Genomic DNA, 25822 nt, shown 5'->3' on the forward strand with positions numbered 1-25822 from the left:
TCCGCTAAAAAAGCGGTGGCGAAAATATGGAAGAAAGAACCTTACCAATACAAGCCAGATAGTAAATAATTTAAATAGTACTTTAACCGTTTAACCTGTAAAGTATTTTCAGGAACCTTCCAAAAGCTACCCCGCATCTGGGGGTGAGAGCCTCACCGTGGAAATTTTACCTATGACAAGCTACTCAGTTGGTAATTATATTTGGGCTCCTTTATTGGATGCCTGAATAATATAATTCCAAATAATACCGCAAACCCGGCATAATATATCCCTACTAAATAAATGCTGAGCGGTAAACTGGGATAAGTAATCAGCCCCTTTGTTAAGGCAAGACCTGCTATCAAGAAATGATAAGGATTTGCAATAGCAATTGGACGATCGTAAATTCCACCGATGAGCCTGGACTTAGTCATTCAATTAAGCATCCCAAAGCCCAAATAAAGCGCCCCTAGAATTTGCATTTGCAACAGAGTAATTCTGCTTTCTTTTAAGTTAAAATAATGCAATATCTCATCAGGAATAAAGGTCAAGACCAATCCCATAATTCCTAAGATAATGGCACTCGTGGTCATTACTATTTTGGTATTCACTTTTACAGTTTATCTTATTTTAAATATTTTATCGATAAGCTAAGCTGATATATCTCTGTTCTCTTACACTTACTACCAATGTGTCGAGTATTGCCAAAGACCGGGTAGTTCAGTACTACTGCTCAATAGGGTAACAAATGTTCAGTTTCTTCGGTCAGCCCAATTGCATTACATCAGCCACGCTTTTGGCCCTACCAATGTTGGCGGTTCGTGCCTTTTCCTCTTTGTTTATACATTATTTTTTTGTCTTATTGTCTTGTCCGTATTGCACAGGATAACCACGCTGCGCCCATACAAGAATTCCTTCGTCAAGGATTGCTGTATGTTTATAGCCAAAACGCCTCAATGTATTTACAACCTTGTCAGATGCTGCGTGAGGACAGGCGCAATAAGCAACAATCCATGTACTGTCGTTGGGGATATCCTTAATAAATTTATCCGGCTCTTCATAGAAAGGCACAGAAATAGCACCTGGAATGTGGGTCTGGTACCAAGCTGCTTTCGACCTTGCGTCAAGTATAATCATACGCGAACTGTTTTTTAATGCTTTACGAAGCTGTTCGGCAGATACGTAACGATTATCACGCAATGAAAACTTCGGTGCTTTGTTGTGGGGGTTTAATACATAATTCTCCGGAAGCGGTTCTGTTACCGTAACTGCTTCCGGAGCATTCCATCCCGAAGCCCGGCTTCTGAGATAGGCCGTAAGTGCATCTATTTCAACCTTACTGAGACTGTCTTTGAATGATGGCATTGGCGTATTATCCCTTCCTTCTGAAATGGCATAACGTAAAAATGCATCGCTTGCCGTGGCTAACAGCATGGGGTTTCCCAATGCAGGGGCACTAACACCTTCTCCTTTTGTACCATGACAGCCTGTACAGTGTTTACCATACAACTCTTTCCCGAGCGCTACATTCCCGGTGATAGGCTCTGCTGACATTTCAATAGGTTTTTTCACCCCGCTTGACTCTTGAAGCCATTGTAATAATAAATCGATGTCAACGTCCTCTAACGGACCACCCTGGCTTTTCGCATAAGGAGCCATAGCAGTACCTGAGCGTCCGTATGAAATTGCATGCCTGAGATAATTGTAACTGGATCTGGGCAACTGAGTTGTCGCTATCAACGAATGAGAACGTAATGAAGGGGCAAAATCTGCAGCATAGCCTTCGCGATTTTTGCCATGACACAAGGCACAGTATTTTGCATACATGCCTGATGCATACCGTATAGAAGCACTTTCGAGTTTCGAACCTTCTTTAAAATTGTATATTTTAGCTAGATCTGCCTGCTCTTTTGATTCTTCTATAAATTCAAGCTGAACACCGTAAGCATATTCCTTTGATACGCTCAACTGTTTCAGTAATGTGTCAGCGAGTATAGCCTTGGCTGGTACCTTTTTTTTCAGGAACGCACGCGTGTCTTTAAGATTTTTCACTTCAAAACGTATGGCATATACACCTGGTCCACGTGTTTTCAAAAAGTTGCTAAGTTCATCGCCGGGTGATTTGGGAGCCATTAAGTGCAACTCCTGGTTATGCGCTATTTTAAAACGTACTAATGTGTCGTTTACTTCCAGTTCCTTCAATCCGAGCTTTTTAAATTCTTTACGCCCAACTTTGAAGTCGCTAACAACAATCCGCAAAGAGGATATTCCCACTACTCCATTAGGATGATTCTCATAGTATTTGCGCCAGGTGTAGGGCTTCCAGGCTTTTTGCACTTCCTGGTAAGGAAGACCAACTACTTCCTTAAAGCTGGGAAGATATGCTGGCGGGTTATTACTGTTAAATTCTATACTGCGCCACTGTGGACCGCCATCATCCCAATCCCATCCCTTAGGCATTTCTGTTGTAACACGGCCAGACTGGGGTGCATCCGTTTTAAATCCCTGTGAATGGAGCCAATTTCGGGTTGTGTCAACTGAAGATGTAGATAGTGAATACAATCGCACACCCTCATAATGCTTTAAAAAAGATGGAATAAATGAATGCTTTGCTGTAACTAGTGCTGTATCCTTAACCGAAAGAAGTTCTAACGATGACCAGTCCGGGAAACTAACAGAAGCGCTAAGAGTTCCGTCATATATTCCTTTTTGAGATTTTTCAGGCAGAGGCATATTAAATCCGAGAACTTTTGCATAATAATTTCGGGCACTATCTAAGTCTTGTATAATTAATGTTGCACTATTAATGCCAAATCCTGCTCCAAGCAATAGACTGGTATTAAGTTCTTTGTCCTGCTTTGGGGTGCAGGATGAAATAAATCCCAAGAGGATAAACAAAGCTGTATGGAAGTTGGCTTTCATTGGCGTCAGGTTTTGTTTATAGAAAAAATTACTTTCTAAATCTGAAAGATTGAAAACTTAAAAATGCTGAATTTAACTTTACAGAACTGTAGTTGAAGAAAGAAAAAGATTGGTACAGTTGACCAACATAAACCTCTATGATGATACAAAAAATTATTTATATTATAAAATGTTTTCGTTTTCAGATTTCTTTCACCGCATGACCGTCATCTAGTAGTATAAAGGAGTTATTAGGTTTAGCCGCCAAACGGTAGTTGGCTAAACGTAATAGCGGCCGTTAATATAGTATAAAATTTATATATTCAAGGTTGGTACCGGCAGGTTTTTAAGAAAGGAGATTCCCTTATAAAGTACCAGAAAAAGCCTCCAAAAAAGCTCCACTCCATTTACTGCAAAAGGGGTTTAGCTGATAAGTGTGGTTATGTTAACCAGGAGTCTGGATAACATTAATACTGGTATAAGAAGAAGTACGCCTGGTGAGGTGTACTTCCTGCTATTTTAACCTGAGTTACTAGAATTAACCGCTGTTATTCCCCGCCTCAGCTGCTTTATAATGGATGAGCTTCATTTAGTCTTTCTGCTCAAATTCATCCAGAATAGTTTGAAGTTGCTTTATCGGAAGGATAAAGCTCTTTTTGTTTTCCGCATAGATAGCGGCTATGCAGGAGGCAAGTGAAAGAAGGAAGGTGATAATAGCGCCCCACCAATGCTGGTGAACGCCTCCCGGCACATACAAGGCAAACACGAGGAAAACTCCGATGGCACAGCTGGAGGGTATTAAAAGAAATTCATACAATTTTTTAAAATGGTAAAAGCTGCGTAACAAAGCCTGCTGGCCAAACACATAATTATACAAAGAGGTGTCGATGTTTGACTGCAGCACCGGTTTTTCTGTAACCAGCTTTTTAAATTTGCGCAACAGCACTATGGTAAAAGGGATATACAATAAAATGCCCGCTATAGCCAAATAAAGAATCCTGCTGCTTTGCCCGTACTTCACCATTACATGACCGAGCAGTGCGTAAACAATCAACTGCAAGGTAAATGAGGCCCAAAAATAGTTCAACGCGCTTTTGGTGTGTTGCTGAACCCGATTACGAATAATTTTTACAAGAGAAGCCTGCGTAATAGTGCCCTGATTAGCCCCTGCATTTTCTTTTTGCTCCCATATTCTTTTGTATTCTTCAAGTGTTGACATTATTAATGGATTTAATTTTTTCTTTTAATTGGGTTTCTAGTTCTTTTTTTATTCTGACTAATCGGACGCTCACATTAGAACGGGAGAGCCCCACGATAGCAGCTATTTCTTCATAGCTCATACTCTCTAGGTAAAGCAGCACAATGGCTTTGTTCAACGGGGAAAGAAAGGCAATGGCATCCAGCAGCAGGTTTATCGCTTCTTCTTTATTTTCCGGCATCTCGGCAGCAATTTCATAGTGCGCCCAAGAAAGCGATTCAAACTTTTTTCTTTTTTGGTTGCGCTTCATCGTTAGGGCGGTGTTCAGGCAGACTTGGTACATCCAGGTAGAAAATTTGCTTCGGCCATCAAAACACGGGTAAGAACGCCAGAGTTGGTACATCATTTCCTGCAAGACATCTTCCCGGTCGTGAGCATCCTGAAAATATACGCGAAGCACCTTATGCACTATGCCCAGGTTCTCATTAATGGCTTCCAGAAAACGATGGTCTAACTTTTCCGTCATGGTAAAACTGATTACTCTCTTATTAGTAACCGGTACTTATAAAAAGCTACAAAAATTTGATTTTTTAATTCTGTATCACTTTGTCCATCTAAGTATTCATAAATATACCCTGATTTAAAAGATGGTTTAATAAAATGAATAGGCAATAAAAAAGACCTGGTGATGCCAAGTCTTTTTACTTCTCATTTTTTGGTCCTTTTTTAAGGCAACTAGTTAACATATTTTAGTCCTACATTATCGCCACCACATTGCAGGTATTGCCTCAGCCAGGGCATTACCGAAGTTGCATAAATATATATAGTTCCCTTAGCGTTTGTCACCGCAATAGTATTCTCTCCGCCTTGGTTGCGGCAATACTATGTTATGCGCCCGCTAAGTCGTAAAGCTTGAGCATAGACCATCCGCCAAAGGGCTTCACCGTTGCAAAGACAAGCCTGCCGTCCTCCGTTCTGCCAGGCACTATGCAGGACCTGCAATACGCATCTTCATCTAATAAAGAGTCCTGAAAGTCTGCTTCGAGAAAGGGAACCTTCAGGCGGCTGCTCCAGGGTGCTCCAGTTTGTCCGGCATAGCAGCCAATGTTAATGTAAACAAAGCGATTCCCGGCCAGGCCTTGGACAAATGGCCCCTAAGAGGAACACCTTGTCCGTTTGCTTGCGTTACCTGAATGGCAAAATCAAAGGTAGAATCCGTTCTTTTTCCGAGTTGCGCCTGCTCAGTATCGTAATCGGCCCCTTTCCCTTTCTGTAATCCATACATCACACCCTCAACCAGGTTCTGTAGTACTATTCTCAACTTAATTTCTTTTGACATATAACAGAATTAGGAATTGAACTTTGGCACATAACGGTCCTCGGCTAGGGGTCCATTTTAATAAGCTTTAATTTGTGTTGGGCAAAGTTATTTAATTGGTTTAGGTGCTACCTTGTTATACGATGGCAGCCATGGCCTAGTGCTTATATTATTGCCCACCGACAGGATTCGGTCCTTAGATTAGATGTAGTGAGCCTGAATAATGTCCAGGCACAGGGTAAAAGCGCTGGCTAAATGTAGAAGGGTCGTAATAATCTTAATTTCGGGTGCTAATTAACATAACCCGGTATATAAGGCAACTAACAGGAAATTACTTGTTTAAACAGACCCATAAACATTCTTAAGGGAAATCGAAGTTGTCCTGGCTATACATAGCCCATATTCCGGCAGGGCAAAGTCCAAACTATTTAGCCCACTATCGTATACGAAATTCCATCAACGTAACTGTCTTTTATTTTTAAAGGTAAGTTGGTAGAGGTAATCTCGGAAATTGTATATGGCGCTAACGGAAGAACAGAAAAAACTAATTCAGGATTATGTCATTCAACCCGCTTTCAGGCAAAATGGCGGGTTAATAACTGATTTAGATGGCACCATTGTGCAGCACCTAGACGGAAATTATTCCGTACCCACCCAGGTGCAGGCCGGCTTAAATAATTTATACCGGGTTAATTGCCCCATCATCCTAAATACCATCCGGTTTCCCCTTTCCATCATCAAAACCTTTGCCGCTGTTTTATATCCGATTGCCCAGAATCCAATTCCGGTAATTTCGTTAAACGGCAGCCAATGGGGTTATATTTCGCCAGGGGAAAACGAAGAGTTTAGTTTCTCAGAAGCCGGAGCGCAACCTTTAAAGCCCGCAGAAATTAAGCGCTTTATGGATGATATCCGGCTCCTGATACAACAAAAGGTACCCAACATAGCCGCTTTTTATTATCCACGGGATTGGACCAAAGGAGAGATTATCTGGTCGGCAGAGGAAAGCCGGGTTGCCGAAATGGCGCAAACGTATAAAAGCGCTTCGAGGGTTTACAGCAGTAGCCTCTCAACTTTAGAAAAGAATCTAGCCGCCGAAGAAATCAGCATGATTTTTTTACTGGTTAAGAAAGACCTTATTCCAGGTACGCACCTGCAACATAACCTCAAAGATTTTTACACCACCGCCGGTGTAAACAAGCTTGCCGGTGCCCACGCTTTTGTAAATCAGCTTGGGCGTAACTTAAAAAATTTTATTGGGGCCGGCGATACTCCGATGGATGTGTTTCTAAAAGAAACCGGAGTCGTTATAAAGGTAGGCGATTTACCCCTGAGTTTCGATTGCCAGGCGACCATTTTGCCGGTAAAAACAGTATCGGAAATAGGTGAGGTCTTTACCCAGATAGCGGAGGGCTATAAACTTAAAGACCCCAGCTACCAGTTATAAAACAGGACCCGTTAAAGACGGGTGGGTTTTTATTAAAGGAATAGCCTGGTTCAGATTTTGAATAATTCTGTTTTTAAAATCCCCCATTGGTAAGCACTGCACCCGGTTCAATAAATCCAAAACCATCTCCATAACCGCTTGCCGGTCAAACCGGATTTCCCGGCCAAACTCCCGCGGCATGTCTTCTGTAAACCAGTTATCAATTAAGCCGGTATAACCAGCACTCATAGCGTATTCAAAATCAACATGATGGCATGCACATTCCGGCGTGAATGGATTGGAAACAATCATATTCTTCGGCTTGCGGTCATTGTCTCCGTAACCTAATGTAATTTTAGTGGCATCCCAGGCGGCCTGGTGCGCCAGTTCTTTCCGGAGGGCTTCGGCAATTGTTTCGTCCTGCAAAATATCTGCCAGTCGGGTACCCGGCACTTCTTGCGTAGCCAGCACCATGTGGGCAATATTTAATTCAGCATCCTGGTAAAAACTTATGTCCTTAATGCCGGGCAAGTTCAAGCCCAAAAATGGTGCATACCAATAACAATTATATTCCAGTTCGGCCTGGGCCTGCACTAGTGGGTAGCGTTCATCTAACAGGCAATCCTGCTGATGGATGTAATACGTTTGCTTTATTTCGTAATGAAAAATCTGGCGGCGCATGCGTTCCGGTTTTTGGCCTGTATCGCGATAAATCGGTTTTAATAGGGCGTTATCCCGGTTTGTTCTGAATTCCTGCCAGGTAATAGTACTATTTTGTAGTTCCGTAAAGGGTGAATTTATGAGCATGAATTAGTTTATAGGTAGGTAACATTATTTTCAGAAAAAATACTCATAAAGCACCTGGTATTAAGAGGTTATTTTCAGCTGATTTGGTTCGGGATGAAGATATAGAAAAAAAAGCATATTTTTGCATATTACTGCCAACCAGCAAAATTTATTTGCATTTTTTTGATTATCAAAAATTCAGAAAGCAATAAGCCGCCATTTTCGCAAATGGCCCTGTGACGGCAGCCTGACCAAGGCCTGGGTGGAGCTTCTTAAAAGCCAGCGCCGGCTAATAGACTTGTTCAGCGTGCAACTAGATAGTAGCCAGACTATCTGCAAGAATGGCGGGGAAAGCATTGGTTATCAAACCAGGAAAGTCGCTAACAGTTGCAACAGCCTGTTTTTAACTGATAATAAGGGGCAGATGCTGGCATGCAGCCCGCCCGTATCAGGTGCCCATCATGATTTATATGAGATAGAGGCGGTATCTAAACAACTCTTTAATTTGTTAAAAGAAGCAGGCATTGAAACAGAAGGCTTATTTTTAAATGCCGACGCCGGCTTTGATTCAGCTAAATTTAGAAGCTTGTGCGCCAAAATGTAAATAGAGGTTAATATTGCTTTTAATCCCAGGAATGGAAACCCACCGGATGATTATGTATATTTTGATGAACAGCTTTTTAAAAGAAGGGACGCTATAGAAAGGGTCAATGCCTGGTTAGACAGCTTTAAAGCTTTACTCGTACGCTTTGAAACTAAAGCCCTGCACTGGTTCAACCTCCAGCTCTTAGCTTTTATGGTCCTCTTTATCCGAAAAATTAACAAAAAAAACTCTAAACAGCTTCATTGATTTCTAAAATAAACAAATTATAAATAATTGCATTAATTTAAGTCAACAAAAACCACACTAAGCATAATATTACCTGTAGGGTTGGGTTTAGTTTAAAACAAATGGAGCGTTTTTGATTACGAACTGGGGGCTTTAAATTCCTAAATACTCATAATAAAAAATATAGGATAAGGGTAAAACAAAACACCCAGCTCTTTATCTTAAAGCTGGGTGTTAATTTTTGTGGAGCTGCAGGGAGTCGAACCCTGGTCCAGACAAGGAAACTGTCGCGCTTTCTACATGCTTAGTTGCCGTTGGGTTTTCGAATAAATCAAGGTCGGCACCAGACCTATTGATTTACCTTAGGTGTTTAGTTTCGCGGTTGCGCCACACCTTCGCAATCGCTATCCAAGCGTTTTCGATGCCCCGTACCCAGCCGCGGTTTGGAGTAGCAGCTGCGGGACAATGACTATTGCTTAATACCTAGATTAAGCAGCCATAGCGTAGTTAGACTCGCCGATTGTTGTTCGAATGACTTTTTAACAGGAGATTCATTCAACTCCCGACATGCTTACACGCAGCCTGCTCAAGCTGTCAATTCCGGTCAGCCCCGGATTGGTACTTGTACTAAATAAACAGCCAATAGTTAAGAAAAATTCATTTGCTTAACCTGATTGGTAGAGCAAAGATACTAGTTTCCGTTAACAGTAACCAGTTATCAGGTAGGTTTTCTAAATTAATTAAGTTAACTGTTTAATATTTAAAAGCTTATACAAACCCAAAATATTTACCTTTTAACCTTTAACGCATTTGCGTATCTTTGTAATAGGATGGAAAATTTTGTTGTTTCAGCTCGTAAATACCGGCCAGCTACTTTTGATAGCGTAGTAGGCCAGCACCATATTACTACTACGCTTAAGAACGCGATTACCAGCAACCATTTGGCCCAGGCTTTTTTGTTCTGCGGCCCCAGGGGGGTTGGTAAAACCACGTGTGCCCGTATTCTGGCCAAAACCATTAATTGCCAGAACCTAACGCCGCAGACCGAAGCCTGTAATGAATGTGAATCGTGCCGGAGTTTTAACAACAATGCTTCTTTTAACGTGCACGAACTTGATGCGGCTTCTAACAACTCCGTAGAAGACATCCGGAACCTGGTAGAGCAGGTACGGTACGCCCCGCAAGCCGGTAAATACAAAATCTATATTATAGATGAGGTGCACATGCTCTCGAACTCGGCGTTTAATGCTTTCCTGAAAACGCTGGAAGAGCCCCCCTCCTACGCTATTTTTATTTTGGCTACCACCGAGCGGCACAAAATTATTCCCACCATTTTGTCGCGTTGCCAGATATTCGACTTTAACCGCATCCAGATTGAGGATATGGTAAAGCACCTGCGCAATATTGCCGGCAAAGAAGAAATTAAAGCCGAAGACGATGCGCTGCATCTGATTTCGCAGAAAGCCGATGGTGCTTTACGGGATGCGTTGTCTATATTCGACCAGATGGTTACTTTTTCGGGTAATAATATTACCTACAAGGAAACAGTTGCCAACCTGCACATTCTGGATTACGATTATTATTTTAAGTTAACCGATTTTCTGCTGAACCAAGATATTGCCGGCACCTTGCTGTTGTTCGATGATATTCTGAAAAACGGTTTTGATGCCCATAACTTTATAACGGGTATTGGTGAACATTTCCGGAGCCTACTGGTAAGTAAAGACAATGTAACCGTGCAGTTGCTGCAGGTTTCAGATAATATTAAAGCCCGCTATGCCCAACAGGCTAACCAAACTTCGCTATCGTTCCTGCTATCAGGATTAAACGTAGTAAGCGCCTGCGATGCGAACTTTAAAAACAGCAAAAATCAGCGGCTGCACGTAGAACTTTGCCTCTTAAAACTGGCCCACCTGAATCAGGCCGTTAATTTTGCCAAAGACTTCTCCCTGAACGGAGACGTCAAAAAAAAAACTAGTGTAAGTCCGGCCGCGGAAAGCAGAACCAGCGAAAACCAAACAGCTACACGGTCAGTGCCGGATTCGATTCCAAGTGGGCCCACCAATGGCAACGGGCAGTCTTTAGCTGCGGCCCACAATGGCCACACTGTTAAAACACCAGCCCCAGCGGCACCACCCACGGTAGTACCGCCGGAAACTTCGCCAACGGCCATCAACAAGATGCCGCCGGTGCCAACGGTAAATTTTCCGCCCCCGCCGGTAGTAGAAGAACCAAGTCCGTCGCGGGCACCGGACCGCAACGTGCCTTTGCCCGGTGCCAAAAAGATGGTAAAAATGCCTAGTCTGAAAGATATTCAGGCCCAGTTAAGCAATCCTGCCGTAAGTCAAAAAACTCACACGGCCACATCAACAGAAGAAGAGCCTACTGGTCCAGCCACTGTCGTTAGCCCGGAAGCTTTTCAGGCGGCCTGGCGCGAACTGACGATGCAGAAGCGAGCCGAAAACAAAATGCTGGAATATATTATTTTGGATCGCCCGGTTACCCTCGACGAAAAGCAGGAAATATTGCTTCAGGTAGAAAATCCAGTGCAGGTAGACCAGTTTAATGAGTTCCGGGCCGAGTTCTTATCCGCCTTACGCCAGCGTCTCCGCAACAACCGCCTGAACGTGCGTTTGGAGGTAAAAGAACAACAAGGCGGCCGTAAGCTCTACACCTCGCAAGATAAGTTTAATTATTTATCGGAGAAGCACCCGATTTTACCCGAACTCAGAAAACGGCTGATGCTGGATACTGATTTCTAAAATACCTGATTAGCTGAAGCGGAAATAAGCTGTTTAGTATTTCTGTTTCGAACAGAATCCGGTACCATTGGTGATATTTTCACCGCCAATTCGAAAGCTTCTGCCAGACTACTTGCTGGTGCCTCCGCAGCAAGGGAAACGGTTATTACCATTAAATAAAATGGTAAACAGCTTTAAAGCTGAAATCCCTGCGCAACTCAGGGATTTTTATTTTGGTGCCATTCTTGTATATTCGATAGTACTTTCCATAACTTAAAACACCCCAATTCCGTGAAAAAAATATTCATGAGTTTAGCGTTGCTGTCGGGTTTAGCCCTTTCGCAATGTAAAACCCCCAATACCCAATCGGCTTCTACCGCTACCGAAACACCGGCTGCGCCCGAAGAAAAAAAGTACAACTATACCACCGTACCCAACGACCCGCTGAAGGCGCGTATTTATACCCTCGATAACGGCTTAACCGTTTACCTCAGCGATTACAAAGATGCGCCGCGCATCCAGACCTATATTGCGGTGCGGGCGGGCAGCAAAAACGACCCGGCTACCGCTACGGGTTTAGCGCACTACCTGGAGCACATGGTATTTAAAGGTACCTCCCGCCTGGGTGCCCGCGATTTCGCTAAAGAACAAGCCGAGCTGGCCAAAATAGAAAACCTCTACAATGTATACCGGACTAAAACCGACCTGGCCGAACGCAAAAAAATATACTACCAAATAGATAGCATTTCTGGGGTAGCGGCCAGTTATGCCGTTGCCAACGAATACGATAAAATGGTGGGCGCCATTGGTACCAACGGCTCCAATGCGTATACCTCGGTAGAACAAACCGTTTATACCGGCGATATCCCGGCCAACCAGGTTGAAAAATGGGCCCAGGTAGAAGCCGAACGTTTCGGGGAGCTGGTGCCGCGCCTTTTCCATACCGAACTGGAAGCTGTTTACGAAGAAAAAAACCGTTCCCTCGACAGTGATGGCAGTAAGGTTTTTGAGGCCTTAATGGCCGGAATATTTCAGAAACACCAGTACGGAACCCAAACCACCATTGGTACCGTCGAGCACCTGAAAAACCCGTCTATTACCGAGATCAAGAAATATTTCGAGGCCTATTACGTACCCAATAACATGGCCATTGCCATGAGCGGCGACTTGGATTACGACCAGACTATTCGCACCATCGATAAATATTTTGGTAAACTAAAAAACCAGCCGGTTCCGGCTTACAACCCACCCGCCGAAGCACCCATTACCCAACCCATCGTGAAAGAAGTATTTGGCCCGAGTGCCGAAAGCATTCGCTTGGGTTTCCGGTTTCCGGGTATAAAATCCAAAGAGGCACTGGTTCTGAAAATGATTAGCCAGCTATTATCAAATGGCCAGGCGGGCTTAATCGACCTGAACCTGAACCAGAAACAAAAAGTACTGGGTGCCTCGGCCGGCGAGTACACCATGAACGATTACAGCGTGCTGCTGCTGGGCGCCACGCCGCGCCAGAGCCAAACCCTCGACGAAGTAAAGAATATTTTGCTAAGTCAAGTGGAATTGGTAAAGCAAGGCAAGTTTGAAGACTGGCTGATACCGGCCATCGTAAACAACACCAAAATTGCCGAAATGAAAGCCTTCGAGAGCAACGAAGCTAGAGCCGATGCTTTTGTGAGCGCCTATATTGCCCATCTGGATTGGAAAGATTACCTGGCGATGCGCGATGAATTTGCCAAAATAACCAAGCAGGAAGTAGTTGATGTTGCCAATAAATATTTGGGCCCGAATAATTACGTGGTGGTTTACAAACGTACCGGCAAAGACCCGAATATTCAGAAAGTAGAAAAGCCCACCATTACGGCGGTACCCGTTAACCGCGATGTGCAGTCGGAGTTTTACAAAACCGTTATGGCTGGCAAAACCCCGGAGCTGAAACCGGTATTCCTGGATTACAAAAAAGACGTAGGTGAAACCAAAATCAAAAATAATATTCCGGTTTACTTTACCCGCAACCAGGAAAACGGCTTGTTTAACCTGTACTACGTGCTCGAAACCGGCACCAACAACAACCCCAAACTGGGCCTGGCGGTTAATTACCTGAAGTATTTAGGCACCGATAAGTTCAGCGCCGAGGAATTACAAAAGGAATTTTTCAAACTGGGTTCTTCTTTCGATGTTTTCTCGTCGCAGGAGCAGGTGTATGTAAGCTTAACCGGCCTGGATGATAATTTTGAAAAAGGGCTGGCCTTGTTCGAAAGCGTGCTGCAAAACCCACAACCCGATCAGCAAGCTTTACAAGACATGGTAGCCGGCGTGTTAAAAGAACGGGCCAATGCCAAACTGAACAAAGGCATTATTCATTCCCAGGCCATGGTGAACTACGCCAAATACGGCCCTAAAAACCCGTTTACGAATATTATACCGGAAGCAGAACTGCGTAAAGTTAAGCCGCAAGAGTTGGTAAGTTTAATTAAAAGCATCCCGACCTACGAGCACCACATTTTGTACTACGGCCCACGCGCTACCGAAAACTTAACAGCGGCTTTAAACACCGGTCATATCGTGCCGGCCAACTTAAAACCCGTTCCTCCTTTAAAAGTATTCCCGGAAAAAGACTTTACCGACCGCCAGGTTTACTGGACTGATTTTAACATGGTACAGGCCGAGCTGCTTTTCCTGACGAAATCCTTTAACTTCAACAAAAACCTGGTACCCACCATTACGTTGTACAACGAATATTTCGGCGGCAACATGGGTTCTATTGTATTCCAGGAATTGCGCGAATCGAAGGCCCTCGCCTACTCGGCTAGTTCGCGTTACGCCAACGCCAGCCGGAAAGACCGGGCCAACTACATTTTATCTTACATTGGTACGCAATCGGATAAATTACCGGAAGCAACAGCCGGCATGCAGGCCCTGCTCAACGAAATGCCCCAGGCCGAAGCCAATTTTGCCAACGCCAAAGAAAGCATCCTCAACAGCATCTCTACCGAGCGCATCACCAAATCCGATATTTTATTTGATTATGAGCGGTCCAAACGCTTAGGCCTGGATTACGACATCCGGCAGGATATTTACCAAAGTGTAAATTCCCTCACCTTTACCGATATGAAGAAATTTCAGGAGCAATTTGTAAAAGGCCAAAACCAGGTCATCCTGGTTATCGGCTCCAAAGAGCGCTTAAACTTTAAAGAGTTGCAGAAATACGGCAAAGTAAAACAGCTGAGTTTGAAAGAACTGTTTGGGTATTGATAAGCTGTTATATGCAGGAAAACCTTAATAATAAGTTCTTAACTTTAAATATTATCACAGGTACATAATTGCAAATTCTAAAAGAAAAAGGACAATACAATATTGTCCTTTTTCTTTTAGAATTTGCAATTATGTTTTTTCATCTTTGTCATTCAGGAGGAAACTATTTAGCCTATTCAAAAGCGCTAGCTACAATGCTTAAAGGCAACTATTTCGTTTATATAACCTCCAATCCGAAAAAGACAGTTCTTTATACTGGCGTTACAAATGATTTACCAACCAGGCTACAACAACATTTTGAGAACAAAGGAAATTCAAGCACTTTTGCCGGCAAATTTTACTGCTATAAACTACTTTACTACGAAAGGTATTCTGATGTAAATATTGCTATTGATAGAGAAAAAGAAATCAAAGATATAAGCCGGGATAAGAAGTTAGAGTTAATCAAATTAATAAATCCTTACCTAGACTTCCTTGTAGTCAGCGGCCTTGAATAGGCCAAATAGTTTCCTCCTGAATGACAAAGTGTATAAATAAGAGTTAAGAGCTATTTTGAGTCGTAAGCAAGTCGCGAAAGTATTTTCTGCGCCTTAATGTGGAAGATTTATTTAAAAGCTTTCCTGTTCTTTAAGAAGCTTATCCTGATACTTCAATAAATTTGAATTCGAAATTTTGTGTTGAATAGGATTATTTGAACCTCCTAATGGATAACACATCCAAACTACATCATTTAAGAACTTTACCTTGTTCGTTTGTATTAACATACACCATGTATACCCATCATTAGATAAACCAAAACCTAATTCACTAAAATTATTTATAGACATCACTTTAGTTAAAATCTCAACTTCAATTTTAGCACGATTATCTTGCCCCTCTTCAACTTCGAATCCATCATTGCCAAAAACAGCTGTTGTATTCACATCGAAAAGTATTGCACCACGATGTACATTAAAATGTGAATTCCTAACATAATTAGCAATTTTACCCGCTATTTCATTCCATATAATTCTTGGTTTTGGACTACTTGCCATCTCCTCATTATACATTTTAACAGTTTGCTCCCAATCAGTCTTTGCCTTTATAATATCATTCCGAGTTAATTTTCGGGTTATATCATCACCTTCTCTATGGGCAATATCATGATCATTTGGACAAAGTACTGCAAGGTTTTCATATGAGTTATCTTGGGTTTCAGAATACTTTTTAATATGATGTAAAATAAAGCTATCGCTTTTTTTACCTTTGCAAATGCAACATGTAAAATTACTATTTCTAAGTAATTTGTAACTGACATCTTCCTCAATAGGCTTCCTTTTAACACATTTCTTGATGAATATAACCTGCTGCTCAGAGAGTGAATATTTTTCCATTAGCTCTCTTTTAGCCAACTTTCTAAATTCAGTTATGTTTGCACCAGCATTTATCAAGTAAGATGCTAAATCACTATGTACGCCATAACCTGTAAAAGTATTAATTGTAATCATTATGCCTTTACTTACTTTTTGGATAAGATAAATTTACTTTACAATAAACGAATAAACTCTACCTTTTCAATTCTAATTAATAAACAAGTAGTATCAGTACTTCATTCATCATTAAAATAGTCGCTTAATACTGATTATACAGAGTTCCTCCGTTTATCCCCAGTTCCCGGCATATATAAGTAATAATCTTCAATTATTTGTTGTTTTAATAGCCTTTGATTTACTATTTAAATGAAGATAATTCAAATTTATTTTGAAATAGATGAAGAATATTCAGCTATTTATATACAAACTTAAATAAAAAAAAGACTACTGATTTAAATGTCAGTAGCCTTTTTAAATTAGTTTATTACAACTAGAAATTAGCTAAAGCATTATTCAAAGTTTCACTCGGACGCATAGCTTTTTCAGCTTTAGCAGCATCCGGACGGAAATAACCACCTAAATCAACGGGTTTACCTTGAACGGCAATTTGTTCTTCTACAATTTTGGCTTCGTTTTCGGTTAAGGTTTTGGCCAGGTTAGCAAATTTAGCAGCCAACTCCTGGTCTTCGGTTTGCTCGGCCATGGCCTGGGCCCAGTACAGCGCCAGGTAAAAATGGCTGCCGCGGTTATCAATGCCGCCAACTTTCCGGGAAGGTGATTTGTCGTTTTCCAGGAACTTGCCGTTGGCCTGGTTCAGGGCTTCGGCTAATACGGCCGCTTTCTCGTTTTTGGTTTTGTAAGCTAAATCTTCCAGCGAAACGGCTAAGGCCAGGAACTCACCCAACGAATCCCAACGCAGGTAATTTTCTTCGGTAAACTGCTGCACGTGTTTCGGGGCCGAACCACCGGCACCGGTCTCGAACAAGCCGCCACCATCCAGCAATGGCACAATCGAAAGCATTTTGGCGCTGGTGCCTAACTCTATAATCGGGAATAAATCGGTTAAATAATCGCGTAGTACGTTACCGGTTACCGAAATCGTATCCTGACCAGCTTTGGCGCGCGCGCAGGTATAACGCATGGCTTCTACCGGCGACATAACCTTTACTTCTAAACCGCTAGTATCGTGGTCCTGTAAATATTTCTCAACTTTCTGAATCAGGTTGGCATCGTGCGGCCGGTTTTTATCGAGCCAGAAGATGGCCGGTGTGTTTGTAATGCGGGCGCGGGTTACGGCCAGTTTCACCCAATCCTGAATCGGTAAATCTTTGGTCTGGCACATCCGCCAGATATCGCCTTCCTCTACTTTGTGCTCCATTAAAGCCTTGCCGCTGCCATCTACCACCCGTACGGTACCGCTTTCGGCTATCTGGAAAGTTTTATCGTGCGAGCCGTATTCTTCTGCTTTCTGGGCCATTAAACCAATGTTCGGCACAGTACCCATAGTGCTCGGGTCGAAAGCACCATTTTCTTTACAGAAGTCAATTACGGCCTCGTAAATACCGGCGTAGCTGCGGTCCGGAATCATAAATTTGGTATCGTGCGCTTTGCCATCGGTACCCCACATGCGGCCCGACGTACGAATAGCGGCCGGCATAGAAGCATCAATAATTACATCGTTCGGGAAGTGTAAATTGGTGATACCTTTGTCCGAATCGACCATGGCTAAGGCCGGCGCATTGTCGTAAACCATTTTAATATCGGCTTCAATGGCGGCTTTCTGGTCCTGGGGTAAGTTCTGGATTTTCGCGTACAAATCGCTTAAACCGTTGTTCGGGTTAACGCCAATGCTTTTCAGGGTGTCAGCGTGTTTCTTGAAAATATCTTTGAAGAAAACGGTAACCGCGTGGCCAAACATAATCGGGTCCGAAACCTTCATCATGGTGGCTTTCAGGTGCAGCGATAACAAAACACCTTGGGCCTTAGCCTCGGCAATTTCTTTTTCGTAGAAAGCCCGTAATGCTTTTTTGCTCATCCGCGAAGCATCTATTACCTCGCCGGCTTTTAAAGCTAAATTATCTTTTAAGGTTTTGATGGTACCATCGGCCCCTACAAATTCAATTTTAACCGAGCCGGCCTGTTCTATTACCACCGATTGCTCGCTGCCGTAAAAATCATCGCCATCCATGTGCGATACGTGCGACTTAGAATCAGAGGACCAGGCACCCATTGAATGCGGGTTTTTCTTGGCGTATTCTTTAACTGGCGGCGCCACGCGGCGGTCTGAGTTACCTTCGCGTAAAACGGGATTTACCGCACTACCCAGTACTTTGCCGTAACGGGTCTGAATTTCTTTTTCCGCATCGGTCTGCGGCGTGGCCGGGTAATCCGGAATATTATAGCCTTGGCTTTGCAGTTCTTTAATTGCGGCCGTTAACTGCGGCACCGACGCACTAATATTGGGTAATTTAATAATATTGGCTTCCGGGGTTTTGGCTAGTTCGCCCAGGTAAGCTAAATCATCGTTTTGTTTTTGTTCTTCGGTTAAGTTCTCCGGGAAGGTCGACAAGATACGGCCGGCCAGCGAAATATCCCGGGTTTCAACTGCTATATCGGCGGCCTTGGTAAAGGTTTGTACAATGGGTAAAAAAGAATACGTTGCCAGGGCCGGCGCTTCATCGGTTATGGTGTAAACAATTTTTGCGGTTTTGGTCATGTTATGCTTTTGGTTTAAGGTTTTATAAACACCAAAAGGTGGTGCATATAAGTTATATGACTAGTTTATTTTTTAGTATGATGGACTTAACTATTCGAACAACAGAACCCAATAGTTACAGCGGCAAATATAATAGTCTTTTGGGAATAGTACAGCTATAGTAGGCAATCCGTAAAGGTTGTTAAAAACTTTTGGAGCAATATTTTTGATTAGAAATTTGACTGAATATTAAGTAAGCTATCTATAAATTCCGAATAGCCCCAAAGGGGCGAAAGATATCAGCGATGGGTGCAGCCCATCGTAATTACACCAATCCCGACAGCAAAGCCCTGAATGGGCGAAATACTTAGAATAAAGATAATTACGCCCATTCAGGGCTTTGGTTTTGGGTGCTTGACAGGCACAGGGCTGCACCCTGTGTTGGGGGATTTCGCCCCTTCAGGGCTTTGCCTTAGTTTGCGGGCATATTTTAGGATTATATTTCATCCTTAGTTGAGCAGCCCGTTACTTTATAAAGGCGGCCATCGGATTTGGTAAAAATATAAAGCTCCTGTTTAGGTCCTAAGCCAAAGCGGAGGTCGGTTTTTTTGCCGCCCATTATTTCCTTTAAAGTAGTGCGCTTGCCGGCAATTTGCAGATCCATTTCCTGAATGGGTGCTTGCTGCCCCAGCTTAAGTTGGCTATTATCCACGAAAAATACGCGGCCGCTCACAATATCGCCGAAGATATATTTACCCTTTAAAACCGCAATATTGGGATTGGTGTAAACAAAACCACCCGAAATAGCATTGCCTTCGTCGTGGTCGAACTGCGCGACCGGGTAAGTATAGTTAAATTTATTATCGTCCGGCGGTAAGGCGTATACCCGGTCCATTTTGCCCCGGTAGTCTAGCAGGAAAGTGCCTTCCCGGGCTGGCCAGCCATAATCGGCCCCGGCCTGGCCTATATTTAGTTCTTCAATATTATTTAAACCAATATCCGAAATCAGCATTTTACCATCCGGTGACCAGCTAATGCGGTTGGGGTTGCGGAAACCCCGTACATAAACCTCGCCCAGGGTTTGGGGGTCGTTGTCTTGGGCAAAGGGGTTCTGGGCCGGAATACCATATTTGCCGTTTTCGCTGTTTCTGCCTTTTGGGTCGATGCGCAGCACCGAGCTCCAGATGGTTTTGTTGCTGTTACAAATAAAGTAAGCGCCGCCTTCGGCCGAACCGCCGTCGCCCACCCCAATGTACAATAAGCCATAATCCGGCGAACCTGGTTTGGCCAAAGGATTAAAAATAATTTCCTGCACCCCATGAACTTGGGTCATCATGTCAACCCGCAGCATTTCCCGGCCCGTACCGGCAAAAGTTGCCGCATGGGGGCCGTTCATTTTCCACTCAGTCAGTACCCACTGCAGGGCTATTTTTAGAGAATCGGCAACAGCAAAATCAGCTGGGGCAGCTTTGGCTTTCTCGGTGTGGGTGGTATAAAACAAACCATTTTTGTAAAACTCCGGGTGAAAAGCAAAACTCCCGAAGCCGGTGGCCAACCCTGGTTGCGGAATAAAACCCGGACGTTCTTTGGTAATATCCATAAATACGTTCAGCTTTTTACCTTCTATTTCATAAATCAGCCCCCGCAACTCCTGTATAAAATGCCGGTCTTTTTTACCACCGGTTAATACCCGCATTTTGTTTATGCGGGCCAAAGGTATTTTCTGGGCCGTAGCCGGTGCGGTTAATACTTCGTCCAGTATTAATTTCAGGTTAGACTTCGGAATTTTAGTTGGTATAGGGTCTTTGATGGCTTCGCCATATTGGGTGCTACTTACGGTGAGGGGCGCCGTTTTTTTATGGGTGTTTATGAACGATACTAGGGCCTGGATATCAGCATTGCTTAAGCTTGTAAAAGGCGGCATGTATTGGTTATATTCTGCAAAAAGGCGTTTTCCCCGAGCATCCCCACTCGCAATAACCGCCGGGGCATTGCGAATAAAGCTGGTGATCCAGGTATGCGAAACCTCGGCGGTAACACCCGCCAGGTTAGGGCCGATGCTTTTTTGTTTGAAATTATGGCAAGCGGCGCAGTTGTTCTGGAATAAAGCCTCGCCTTGAGCAATAACCTGCGGATTAGAGGCGTACGGACTGGTGGCCTGAACCGAATCTGTAGGCTTTTGTCCCGCAACTTTGGCCTGTTCTACCCCGGATATTGCGGACGGAGCAGGAGCCGAATTGGTAACCGTAGGAGTTTGTTTGGGAGCACAGCCAGCCAGAAAAAGCAACTGCAGACAGGTTAAAACCAGTAAATAAGGATGTTTACCCATTGTTAATGGTATTTGTGGTGGTGCTTAATTAGTGTCTGGAAACGTCTATTACTTAAAAAAATAGCCTTTTAACTTACAGGCAGCATGGGTTGGTACTTAAGTAAACCTTTGCGGAATATTTTTCGGTGAACCAATCTCTTAAGGTCTTTTACTATTTTCGCATACCCTGTGTAAACCCAAAATAAATATTAAAATTCAGATTACCTACTAATACCAACTTACGGGTTGTTTTCCTGTTTCATCCAGGGATAATCTTGTCCTCTTTTCAATATTTTATTCTACGGACAAAAAAGTAATAGCTAAGTTGGTATAAAAGGAAGCTGACAATAGCATCAGTTTAAATTGCAAAGTTAAATTCCTAACAGCCCCGATGGGGCGTAATATCTTAGCGATGGGTGCAGCCCATCGTCATTAAGACCACCCTACGGCTTAGCCCTGAAAGGCGAAGTACTAGCTCGAAGTACAGTGCAGGACGCAATTTATAACTAGAATATTACGCACTTTCAGGGCTTGGAACCTTTAAGAGTTAGCTTGGCACAGGGCTGCACCCCGTGTTAGGATATTTCGCCCCTTTGAGGCTTGGATCTGGTTTAGCGTTTTTACAGTTATCAAGCCCTTGTCTTTACTTTACGATTGGGTTTGTCTTTGCTTTATAGTTTAGTTTGGGCGTTTACTTTTATATTCTTGAGTTCGGCCCCATCGCGAATTTCGTCGGTAGCAACGGCCACTAGTTTATCGCCGGGGTTTAATTTGCCGTATATTTCTACTTTGTCATCAGCTTGGCGGCCTTTTTGTACTTCTACCCACTCGGCTTTGTTATTGGCTACTTTCACCACAAAAACCTTTTCGGTAGAAGCCACTACCGCGCTGGCTGGTACCACAAAAGTGCTGTCTTTGGCCGGGAGCGGTATATTTACCTCTGCATACATCCCTGGCAACAATTTATGGTCCGGATTCGCGACGTCCATTTCCAGGCGTTCGGCCCGCAATCGCGTATCCAAGGCACCGGCCATGCGCTTCACGACGGCTTTAAATTCCTGGTTGGGTACCGATTTAACCGTAAAGCTGATGGCGTGCTGGTGGTTTAATAAGCCCGTGTACATTTCCGGTACCGATACCACCAAACGCAATTTCTTCTGCTCCTGTAACTCCAGCAACGGCAGCTCTGAGCCTTTGCCCGACGGCCCCACATAAGCGCCCGGACTCACATTTCGGGAGGTAATTACACCATTAAAAGGTGCCCGGATTTCGAGGTAATTGCGGGTAGCCACCACCGCCCGGTAAGCCGCTTTGGCGGCTTCTAAATTGGCCCTATCCGAATTTTGTTTCGCCAGGGCCTGGTCTAAATCATTGGGTGAAATGGTGCCTGGCGTTTTGCTGGTTTCGTACAGGCGGTTATAATGGGCTCTGCTGGCGGTATACAGCGCTTCTTGCGATTTTAACCGCGATTGGGTTTCGGCCAAACGGGAATTTAGTTCGGGCGCTTCCAGGCTTGCCAATATTTGCCCAGCCTTTACTTCCGAGCCAATATCCACGTATAATTTCCGGACGTAGCTGTTTTCTTTCGCGTACAAATCTACTTCCTGGTAAGGTAATAATTCGCCGGGAATCTGTAGCGACGAAGATAATTTGCCTTTCTGTAGGGTTATTACTTCCACTTCGGGCTCAGTTACCTGCACCTGCTGCTCCGATTTAGAATCGGCGGTATGGCAAGCCGACGAACTATGCAGAAGCAAAAAACTACCGGCTACAACCAACTTACCTCCGTGCCGGGTATATTTTATTAAATTCTTCATCTTACTACGCTGGAATATAATATTTACTTTCTTGGTCGGTGGGGTCTAACGACACCGATTGGGTGGTGGCTTTACCTTGTACCCAGGCAAAAGCCAAGGGCAAAATCAGGAGCGCCGCAAATGTAGAAGCCACCAGGCCACCTATTACTGCCCGCCCCAACGGAGCCGTTTGTTCCCCGGCTTCGCCTAAACCGGCCGCCATCGGAATCATCCCGGCAATCATGGCCAAACTGGTCATTAAGATAGGTCGTAACCGGATACCGGCGGCTTCGCGTGCCGCTGCAACCGCATTACCGCTCTGGAGGCGCAATTGCTCGGCATTGGTGATGAGTAATACCGCATTCGATACCGACACCCCTACCGACATAATCATGCCCATGTAGGATTGCAGGTTTAAAGTAGAGCCGGTTAAAAGCAGCAAAGCCAAAGAACCCAATAATACCGCCGGCACCGTCGACAGCACCACCAGCGATACTTTAAAAGATTGAAAATTAGCCGCCAGCATCAAAAATATTACCACAATGGCTACCAATAAACCGGATTGCAAACTATCGAGGGTTTCGTTCAGGGTCTGGCTTAAGCCTTTCGATTCGATGGTTAAGCCGCGGGGCAATTCGCCCAGCGAGGCAATAGCCGCATCTACATCGGTGGAAGCGGTACCTAAGTCGGTTTGGTTTAAATTAGCGGTTACCGAAATCACCGGTATGGCTCCCAGGTTGTCGTTTTCGCCGTAGGCAGTAGCGGGTTCTATGTCGGCTACATCGCTTAATACAGGGCGGGCGCGGTTCGCCATTAAGGGAATTTCGCGAAGGTCGTTAATGCTGGCCATGTTGTATTCCGGTACCGAAACCTGTACGCTGTAGGTTTGGTTCGCTTTTTCATCAATCCAAACGTTTTTCTCAGTAAACCTGGACGAAGAGGTAGACGCCACCAGCGAACGCGAAATATCCGAAATACTTAATCCTAATTGTGAAGCCCGCGCCCGATCGATATTAATATTAATGGTAGGATACCGGATTGCTTGCCCAATTTGTACGTCGCGCAAGTAGGCAATTTCCTTTAATTTCCGGGTAATTTTATGGGCATATTCTTCGTTCTGCTTTTTGTTTTTACCCGAGACTTTCACCTCAATGGGCGTCGGAGAACCCTGGCTTAATATTTTATCGGTGAGTTCTATGGGTTCAAAAGAAAGCTGCAAATCGGGCATAGCGGCTTTAATTTCCCGCCGGAACTTATCTTTCAGTTCGTCCATGTCCACGTGGTAACCTTCGCTCAGGTTTACCTGCAACACGGCTTCCTGGGGGCCGCTCATAAACAAATAAATGGGGCTGGTAGAATATTGCCCTGGGTGCTGGCCCACAAAAGCCGAAGTAATTTCAATATTTTTTTTGCCCACCATATCTTCAAGCACCCGTAAGGTTTTTACCAAACGGGCTTCGGTGCGTTCAATCCTGGTACCGTCCGGAGCCCGCAACCGCACCTGAAACTGGCCACTGTTTACCTTGGGCAATACATCGCGGCCAATACCCGCCAGCATCAAGCCGGTTATAAAAAGAGCCACCAAAATATAAATACTTACCACTGCCTTGCGGGCCGGCAGCATTTTGTCAATCCAGGTCAGGAAACGTAACTGGAAACGCTCGAAACGTCCTGGTTTCTTTTGTTCAGCGTGCGCATCGGCCGGGTGATGTTCTTTCATCAGCCAGTTCGCCATAATCGGCACAAAGGTTTGGGCGAGTAAATAGGAGGTTACCATCGAAAAACCTATGGCCAGCGACAAGGGCAAAAACAACGCGCCCGGTATGCCTTTCATGGTTAAAGCCGGGGCAAATACCGCCAGAATACAAAACAAGATTAATAACTTCGGAAAGGCAATTTCCTGACAGGCATCCCAGATAGCTAAAGCTTTGGTCTTGCCCATAGCCAGATGCTGGTGAATATTTTCAATCGTAACCGTCGATTCATCTACCAGAATACCAATGGCCAGCGACAAACCACTTAAGGTCATGATATTAATGGTTTGGTTAAACAGGTGCAGAAATAATACTCCCGAAATAATAGAAGTAGGGATGGTTAAGATTACAATTAAAGCCCCGCGGCGGTCGCCGAGAAAAAGCAACACCATTAACCCGGTTAATATTGCGCCAATGGCCCCTTCGGTAATTAAGCTTTTCACCGAATTAATCACGTAAACCGACTGGTCGAACTCGTAAGAAAGTTTCACGTCGGGCGGTAACATGCTCTGGAAACGGGGCAACGCCTTTTTTAAATTTTTAACGACCTCCCAGGTAGAGGCATTCGCAGATTTGGTAATGGCCAGGTAAACCGACCGTTTGCCGTTAACCAGTGCGTAACCACTCGTAACGTCGGCGGCATCTTCTACTTTAGCCACATCGCGCAAAAACACGTTGTGAATAGCCCCTTTGTACAAAGGAATATTTTCGAAGTCTTTCAGGTTTTTAATGGAGGTGTTGGTTGGGGTAATATAATTAAAATCGCCAATGCGCACGTTGCCCGAAGGCGAGGTTTGGTTATAATCCCGAAGGGCCAATACCACCTGATCGGGCGTGAGATTATGGGCACGCAATAACTGTGGGTCTACTTTAATCACAATAGATCGCACATTACCCCCAAAGGGTGGCGGCGTAACCAAGCCTGGAATAGAAGTAAACGAGGAGCGCAAGTAGGTGTTGGCCATATCCTGCAACTCGTTATTCGAGCGGATAGGACTGCTTAGTACCAACTGCCCCACGGGCAGCGTAGAAGCATCGAAGCGCATGATAAACGGCGGCTGGGACCCTTGCGGAAAGAGTGCCTGTCCCCGGTTAGTGAAAGCTGTTACTTCGGCGGCAGCCTGCGCCATGTTGGTGCCTTCGTAGAAGGTTAATTTCATGAGCGTTAAGCCCTGAATATTGCGGGTTTCAATGCTTTTTACCCCAGCCACGTACAGCATCAGGTTTACGTATTGCTTCCCGAAATAAGCTTCCATCTGGGCCGGGGCGTACCCGCCGTACGGGTGCGAAATATAAATTACCGGCAGGTTCAGGTCGGGGAAAATATCGATTTTAATAGTGCGGATAGCGTTAATCCCAAAGAAAAATAAACCAGCTACCAGCACCATAATGGTGATGGGTTTCCGCAGCGCTCCTCTTATTAAATCCATTTAAAAAAGTAGTAAGTTTTAAGTAGTAAGTTTTAAGTTTCCGGAGGACTAATTCTG

General features: G+C 44.2%; 14 protein-coding genes, 1 other RNA gene and 1 pseudogene. 5 read left to right on the forward strand and 11 right to left on the reverse strand.

Features of this window, described 5'->3' with window-relative positions:
* Positions 1–825: 825 nt before the first annotated feature.
* The 4 genes and pseudogenes from F0145_RS17400 to F0145_RS27025 form a co-directional block, all read right to left on the reverse strand.
* A complete protein-coding gene (locus tag F0145_RS17400; protein WP_150090267.1) occupies positions 826–2901 on the reverse strand; it encodes a c-type cytochrome in 2076 nt (691 codons plus the stop codon).
* 568 nt (positions 2902–3469) lie between these two features.
* Positions 3470–4099, reverse strand: a complete 630-nt coding sequence (locus F0145_RS17405) for a hypothetical protein (protein WP_150090269.1) — start codon at positions 4097–4099, stop codon at positions 3470–3472.
* Positions 4086–4604 carry an RNA polymerase sigma factor gene (locus F0145_RS17410; RefSeq protein WP_150090271.1) on the reverse strand — a complete coding sequence of 173 codons (519 nt, stop codon included), beginning with the start codon at positions 4602–4604 and terminating at the stop codon, positions 4086–4088. The genes F0145_RS17405 and F0145_RS17410 overlap by 14 nt, the downstream gene beginning before the upstream one ends.
* 361 nt (positions 4605–4965) lie before the next feature.
* A pseudogene (locus F0145_RS27025) lies at positions 4966–5417 on the reverse strand (DUF5990 family protein).
* 496 nt (positions 5418–5913) lie between these two features.
* Between F0145_RS27025 and F0145_RS17420 the strand changes: the two are divergent.
* Positions 5914–6843 (forward strand): HAD hydrolase family protein, encoded by a 930-nt coding sequence (locus tag F0145_RS17420; protein WP_150090275.1) that lies wholly within the window; start codon positions 5914–5916, stop codon positions 6841–6843.
* On the opposite strand, the gene F0145_RS17425 is transcribed toward F0145_RS17420, so the two are convergent.
* Positions 6838–7629, reverse strand: coding sequence for a hypothetical protein (locus F0145_RS17425; RefSeq protein ID WP_150090277.1), 792 nt, complete (start codon positions 7627–7629; stop codon positions 6838–6840). The genes F0145_RS17420 and F0145_RS17425 overlap by 6 nt on opposite strands.
* A 286-nt stretch (positions 7630–7915) precedes the next feature.
* Here F0145_RS17425 and F0145_RS17430 point away from each other — a divergent pair, with 286 nt between their 5' ends.
* Positions 7916–8212, forward strand: a complete 297-nt coding sequence (locus F0145_RS17430) for a hypothetical protein (protein WP_150090279.1) — start codon at positions 7916–7918, stop codon at positions 8210–8212.
* A gap of 466 nt (positions 8213–8678) precedes the next feature.
* Here F0145_RS17430 and ssrA read toward each other — a convergent pair.
* Positions 8679–9049, reverse strand: a transfer-messenger RNA (tmRNA) gene (ssrA, locus tag F0145_RS17435).
* Between the two features lie 218 nt (positions 9050–9267).
* Here ssrA and F0145_RS17440 point away from each other — a divergent pair.
* From F0145_RS17440 to F0145_RS17450, 3 genes are all read left to right on the forward strand, one after another.
* Positions 9268–11199, forward strand: a complete 1932-nt coding sequence (locus tag F0145_RS17440; RefSeq protein WP_150090281.1) for a DNA polymerase III subunit gamma/tau — start codon at positions 9268–9270, stop codon at positions 11197–11199.
* 270 nt (positions 11200–11469) lie between these two features.
* On the forward strand, positions 11470–14430 hold the full coding sequence (locus tag F0145_RS17445) for a M16 family metallopeptidase (protein WP_223816129.1): 2961 nt from the start codon (positions 11470–11472) through the stop codon (positions 14428–14430).
* 68 nt (positions 14431–14498) lie between these two features.
* Complete coding sequence (locus tag F0145_RS17450; RefSeq protein ID WP_317133190.1) at positions 14499–14927, forward strand: GIY-YIG nuclease family protein; 429 nt, start codon at positions 14499–14501, stop codon at positions 14925–14927.
* A gap of 111 nt (positions 14928–15038) precedes the next feature.
* Here F0145_RS17450 and F0145_RS17455 read toward each other — a convergent pair whose 3' ends face one another.
* The 5 genes from F0145_RS17455 to F0145_RS17475 all read right to left on the reverse strand — a co-directional run bounded on the left by F0145_RS17455 (position 15039) and on the right by F0145_RS17475 (position 25765).
* The gene (locus F0145_RS17455) at positions 15039–15917 is read right to left on the reverse strand and encodes an HNH endonuclease signature motif containing protein (RefSeq protein WP_150090283.1); all 879 of its coding nucleotides are present in this window, start codon (positions 15915–15917) and stop codon (positions 15039–15041) included.
* 355 nt (positions 15918–16272) lie between these two features.
* Positions 16273–18498, reverse strand: a complete 2226-nt coding sequence (locus F0145_RS17460; protein ID WP_150090285.1) for an NADP-dependent isocitrate dehydrogenase — start codon at positions 18496–18498, stop codon at positions 16273–16275.
* Between the two features lie 475 nt (positions 18499–18973).
* Positions 18974–20806 (reverse strand): PQQ-dependent sugar dehydrogenase, encoded by a 1833-nt coding sequence (locus F0145_RS17465; protein ID WP_150090287.1) that lies wholly within the window; start codon positions 20804–20806, stop codon positions 18974–18976.
* Positions 20807–21456: 650 nt separating this feature from the next.
* Entirely contained in the window at positions 21457–22602 is a 1146-nt protein-coding gene (locus F0145_RS17470) for an efflux RND transporter periplasmic adaptor subunit (RefSeq protein WP_150090288.1), read from the reverse strand.
* 4 nt (positions 22603–22606) lie between these two features.
* On the reverse strand, positions 22607–25765 hold the full coding sequence (locus F0145_RS17475) for an efflux RND transporter permease subunit (protein ID WP_150090290.1): 3159 nt from the start codon (positions 25763–25765) through the stop codon (positions 22607–22609).
* Positions 25766–25822 lie beyond the last annotated feature (57 nt).

Source organism: Adhaeribacter rhizoryzae (assembly GCF_008629685.1).
GTDB classification, from domain to species: Bacteria; Bacteroidota; Bacteroidia; order Cytophagales; family Hymenobacteraceae; genus Adhaeribacter; species Adhaeribacter rhizoryzae.

Coding starts and splice junctions, on each gene's coding strand:
- F0145_RS17425 (WP_150090277.1), bottom strand. CDS start 7,629: ATGCTCATAAATTCACCCTTTACGGAACTACAAAATAGTACTATTACC.
- F0145_RS17400 (WP_150090267.1), bottom strand. CDS start 2,901: ATGAAAGCCAACTTCCATACAGCTTTGTTTATCCTCTTGGGATTTATT.
- F0145_RS17475 (WP_150090290.1), bottom strand. CDS start 25,765: ATGGATTTAATAAGAGGAGCGCTGCGGAAACCCATCACCATTATGGTG.
- F0145_RS17455 (WP_150090283.1), bottom strand. CDS start 15,917: ATGATTACAATTAATACTTTTACAGGTTATGGCGTACATAGTGATTTA.
- F0145_RS17465 (WP_150090287.1), bottom strand. CDS start 20,806: ATGGGTAAACATCCTTATTTACTGGTTTTAACCTGTCTGCAGTTGCTT.
- F0145_RS17405 (WP_150090269.1), bottom strand. CDS start 4,099: ATGTCAACACTTGAAGAATACAAAAGAATATGGGAGCAAAAAGAAAAT.
- F0145_RS17440 (WP_150090281.1), top strand. CDS start 9,268: ATGGAAAATTTTGTTGTTTCAGCTCGTAAATACCGGCCAGCTACTTTT.
- F0145_RS17470 (WP_150090288.1), bottom strand. CDS start 22,602: ATGAAGAATTTAATAAAATATACCCGGCACGGAGGTAAGTTGGTTGTA.
- F0145_RS17410 (WP_150090271.1), bottom strand. CDS start 4,604: ATGACGGAAAAGTTAGACCATCGTTTTCTGGAAGCCATTAATGAGAAC.
- F0145_RS17420 (WP_150090275.1), top strand. CDS start 5,914: ATGGCGCTAACGGAAGAACAGAAAAAACTAATTCAGGATTATGTCATT.
- F0145_RS17460 (WP_150090285.1), bottom strand. CDS start 18,498: ATGACCAAAACCGCAAAAATTGTTTACACCATAACCGATGAAGCGCCG.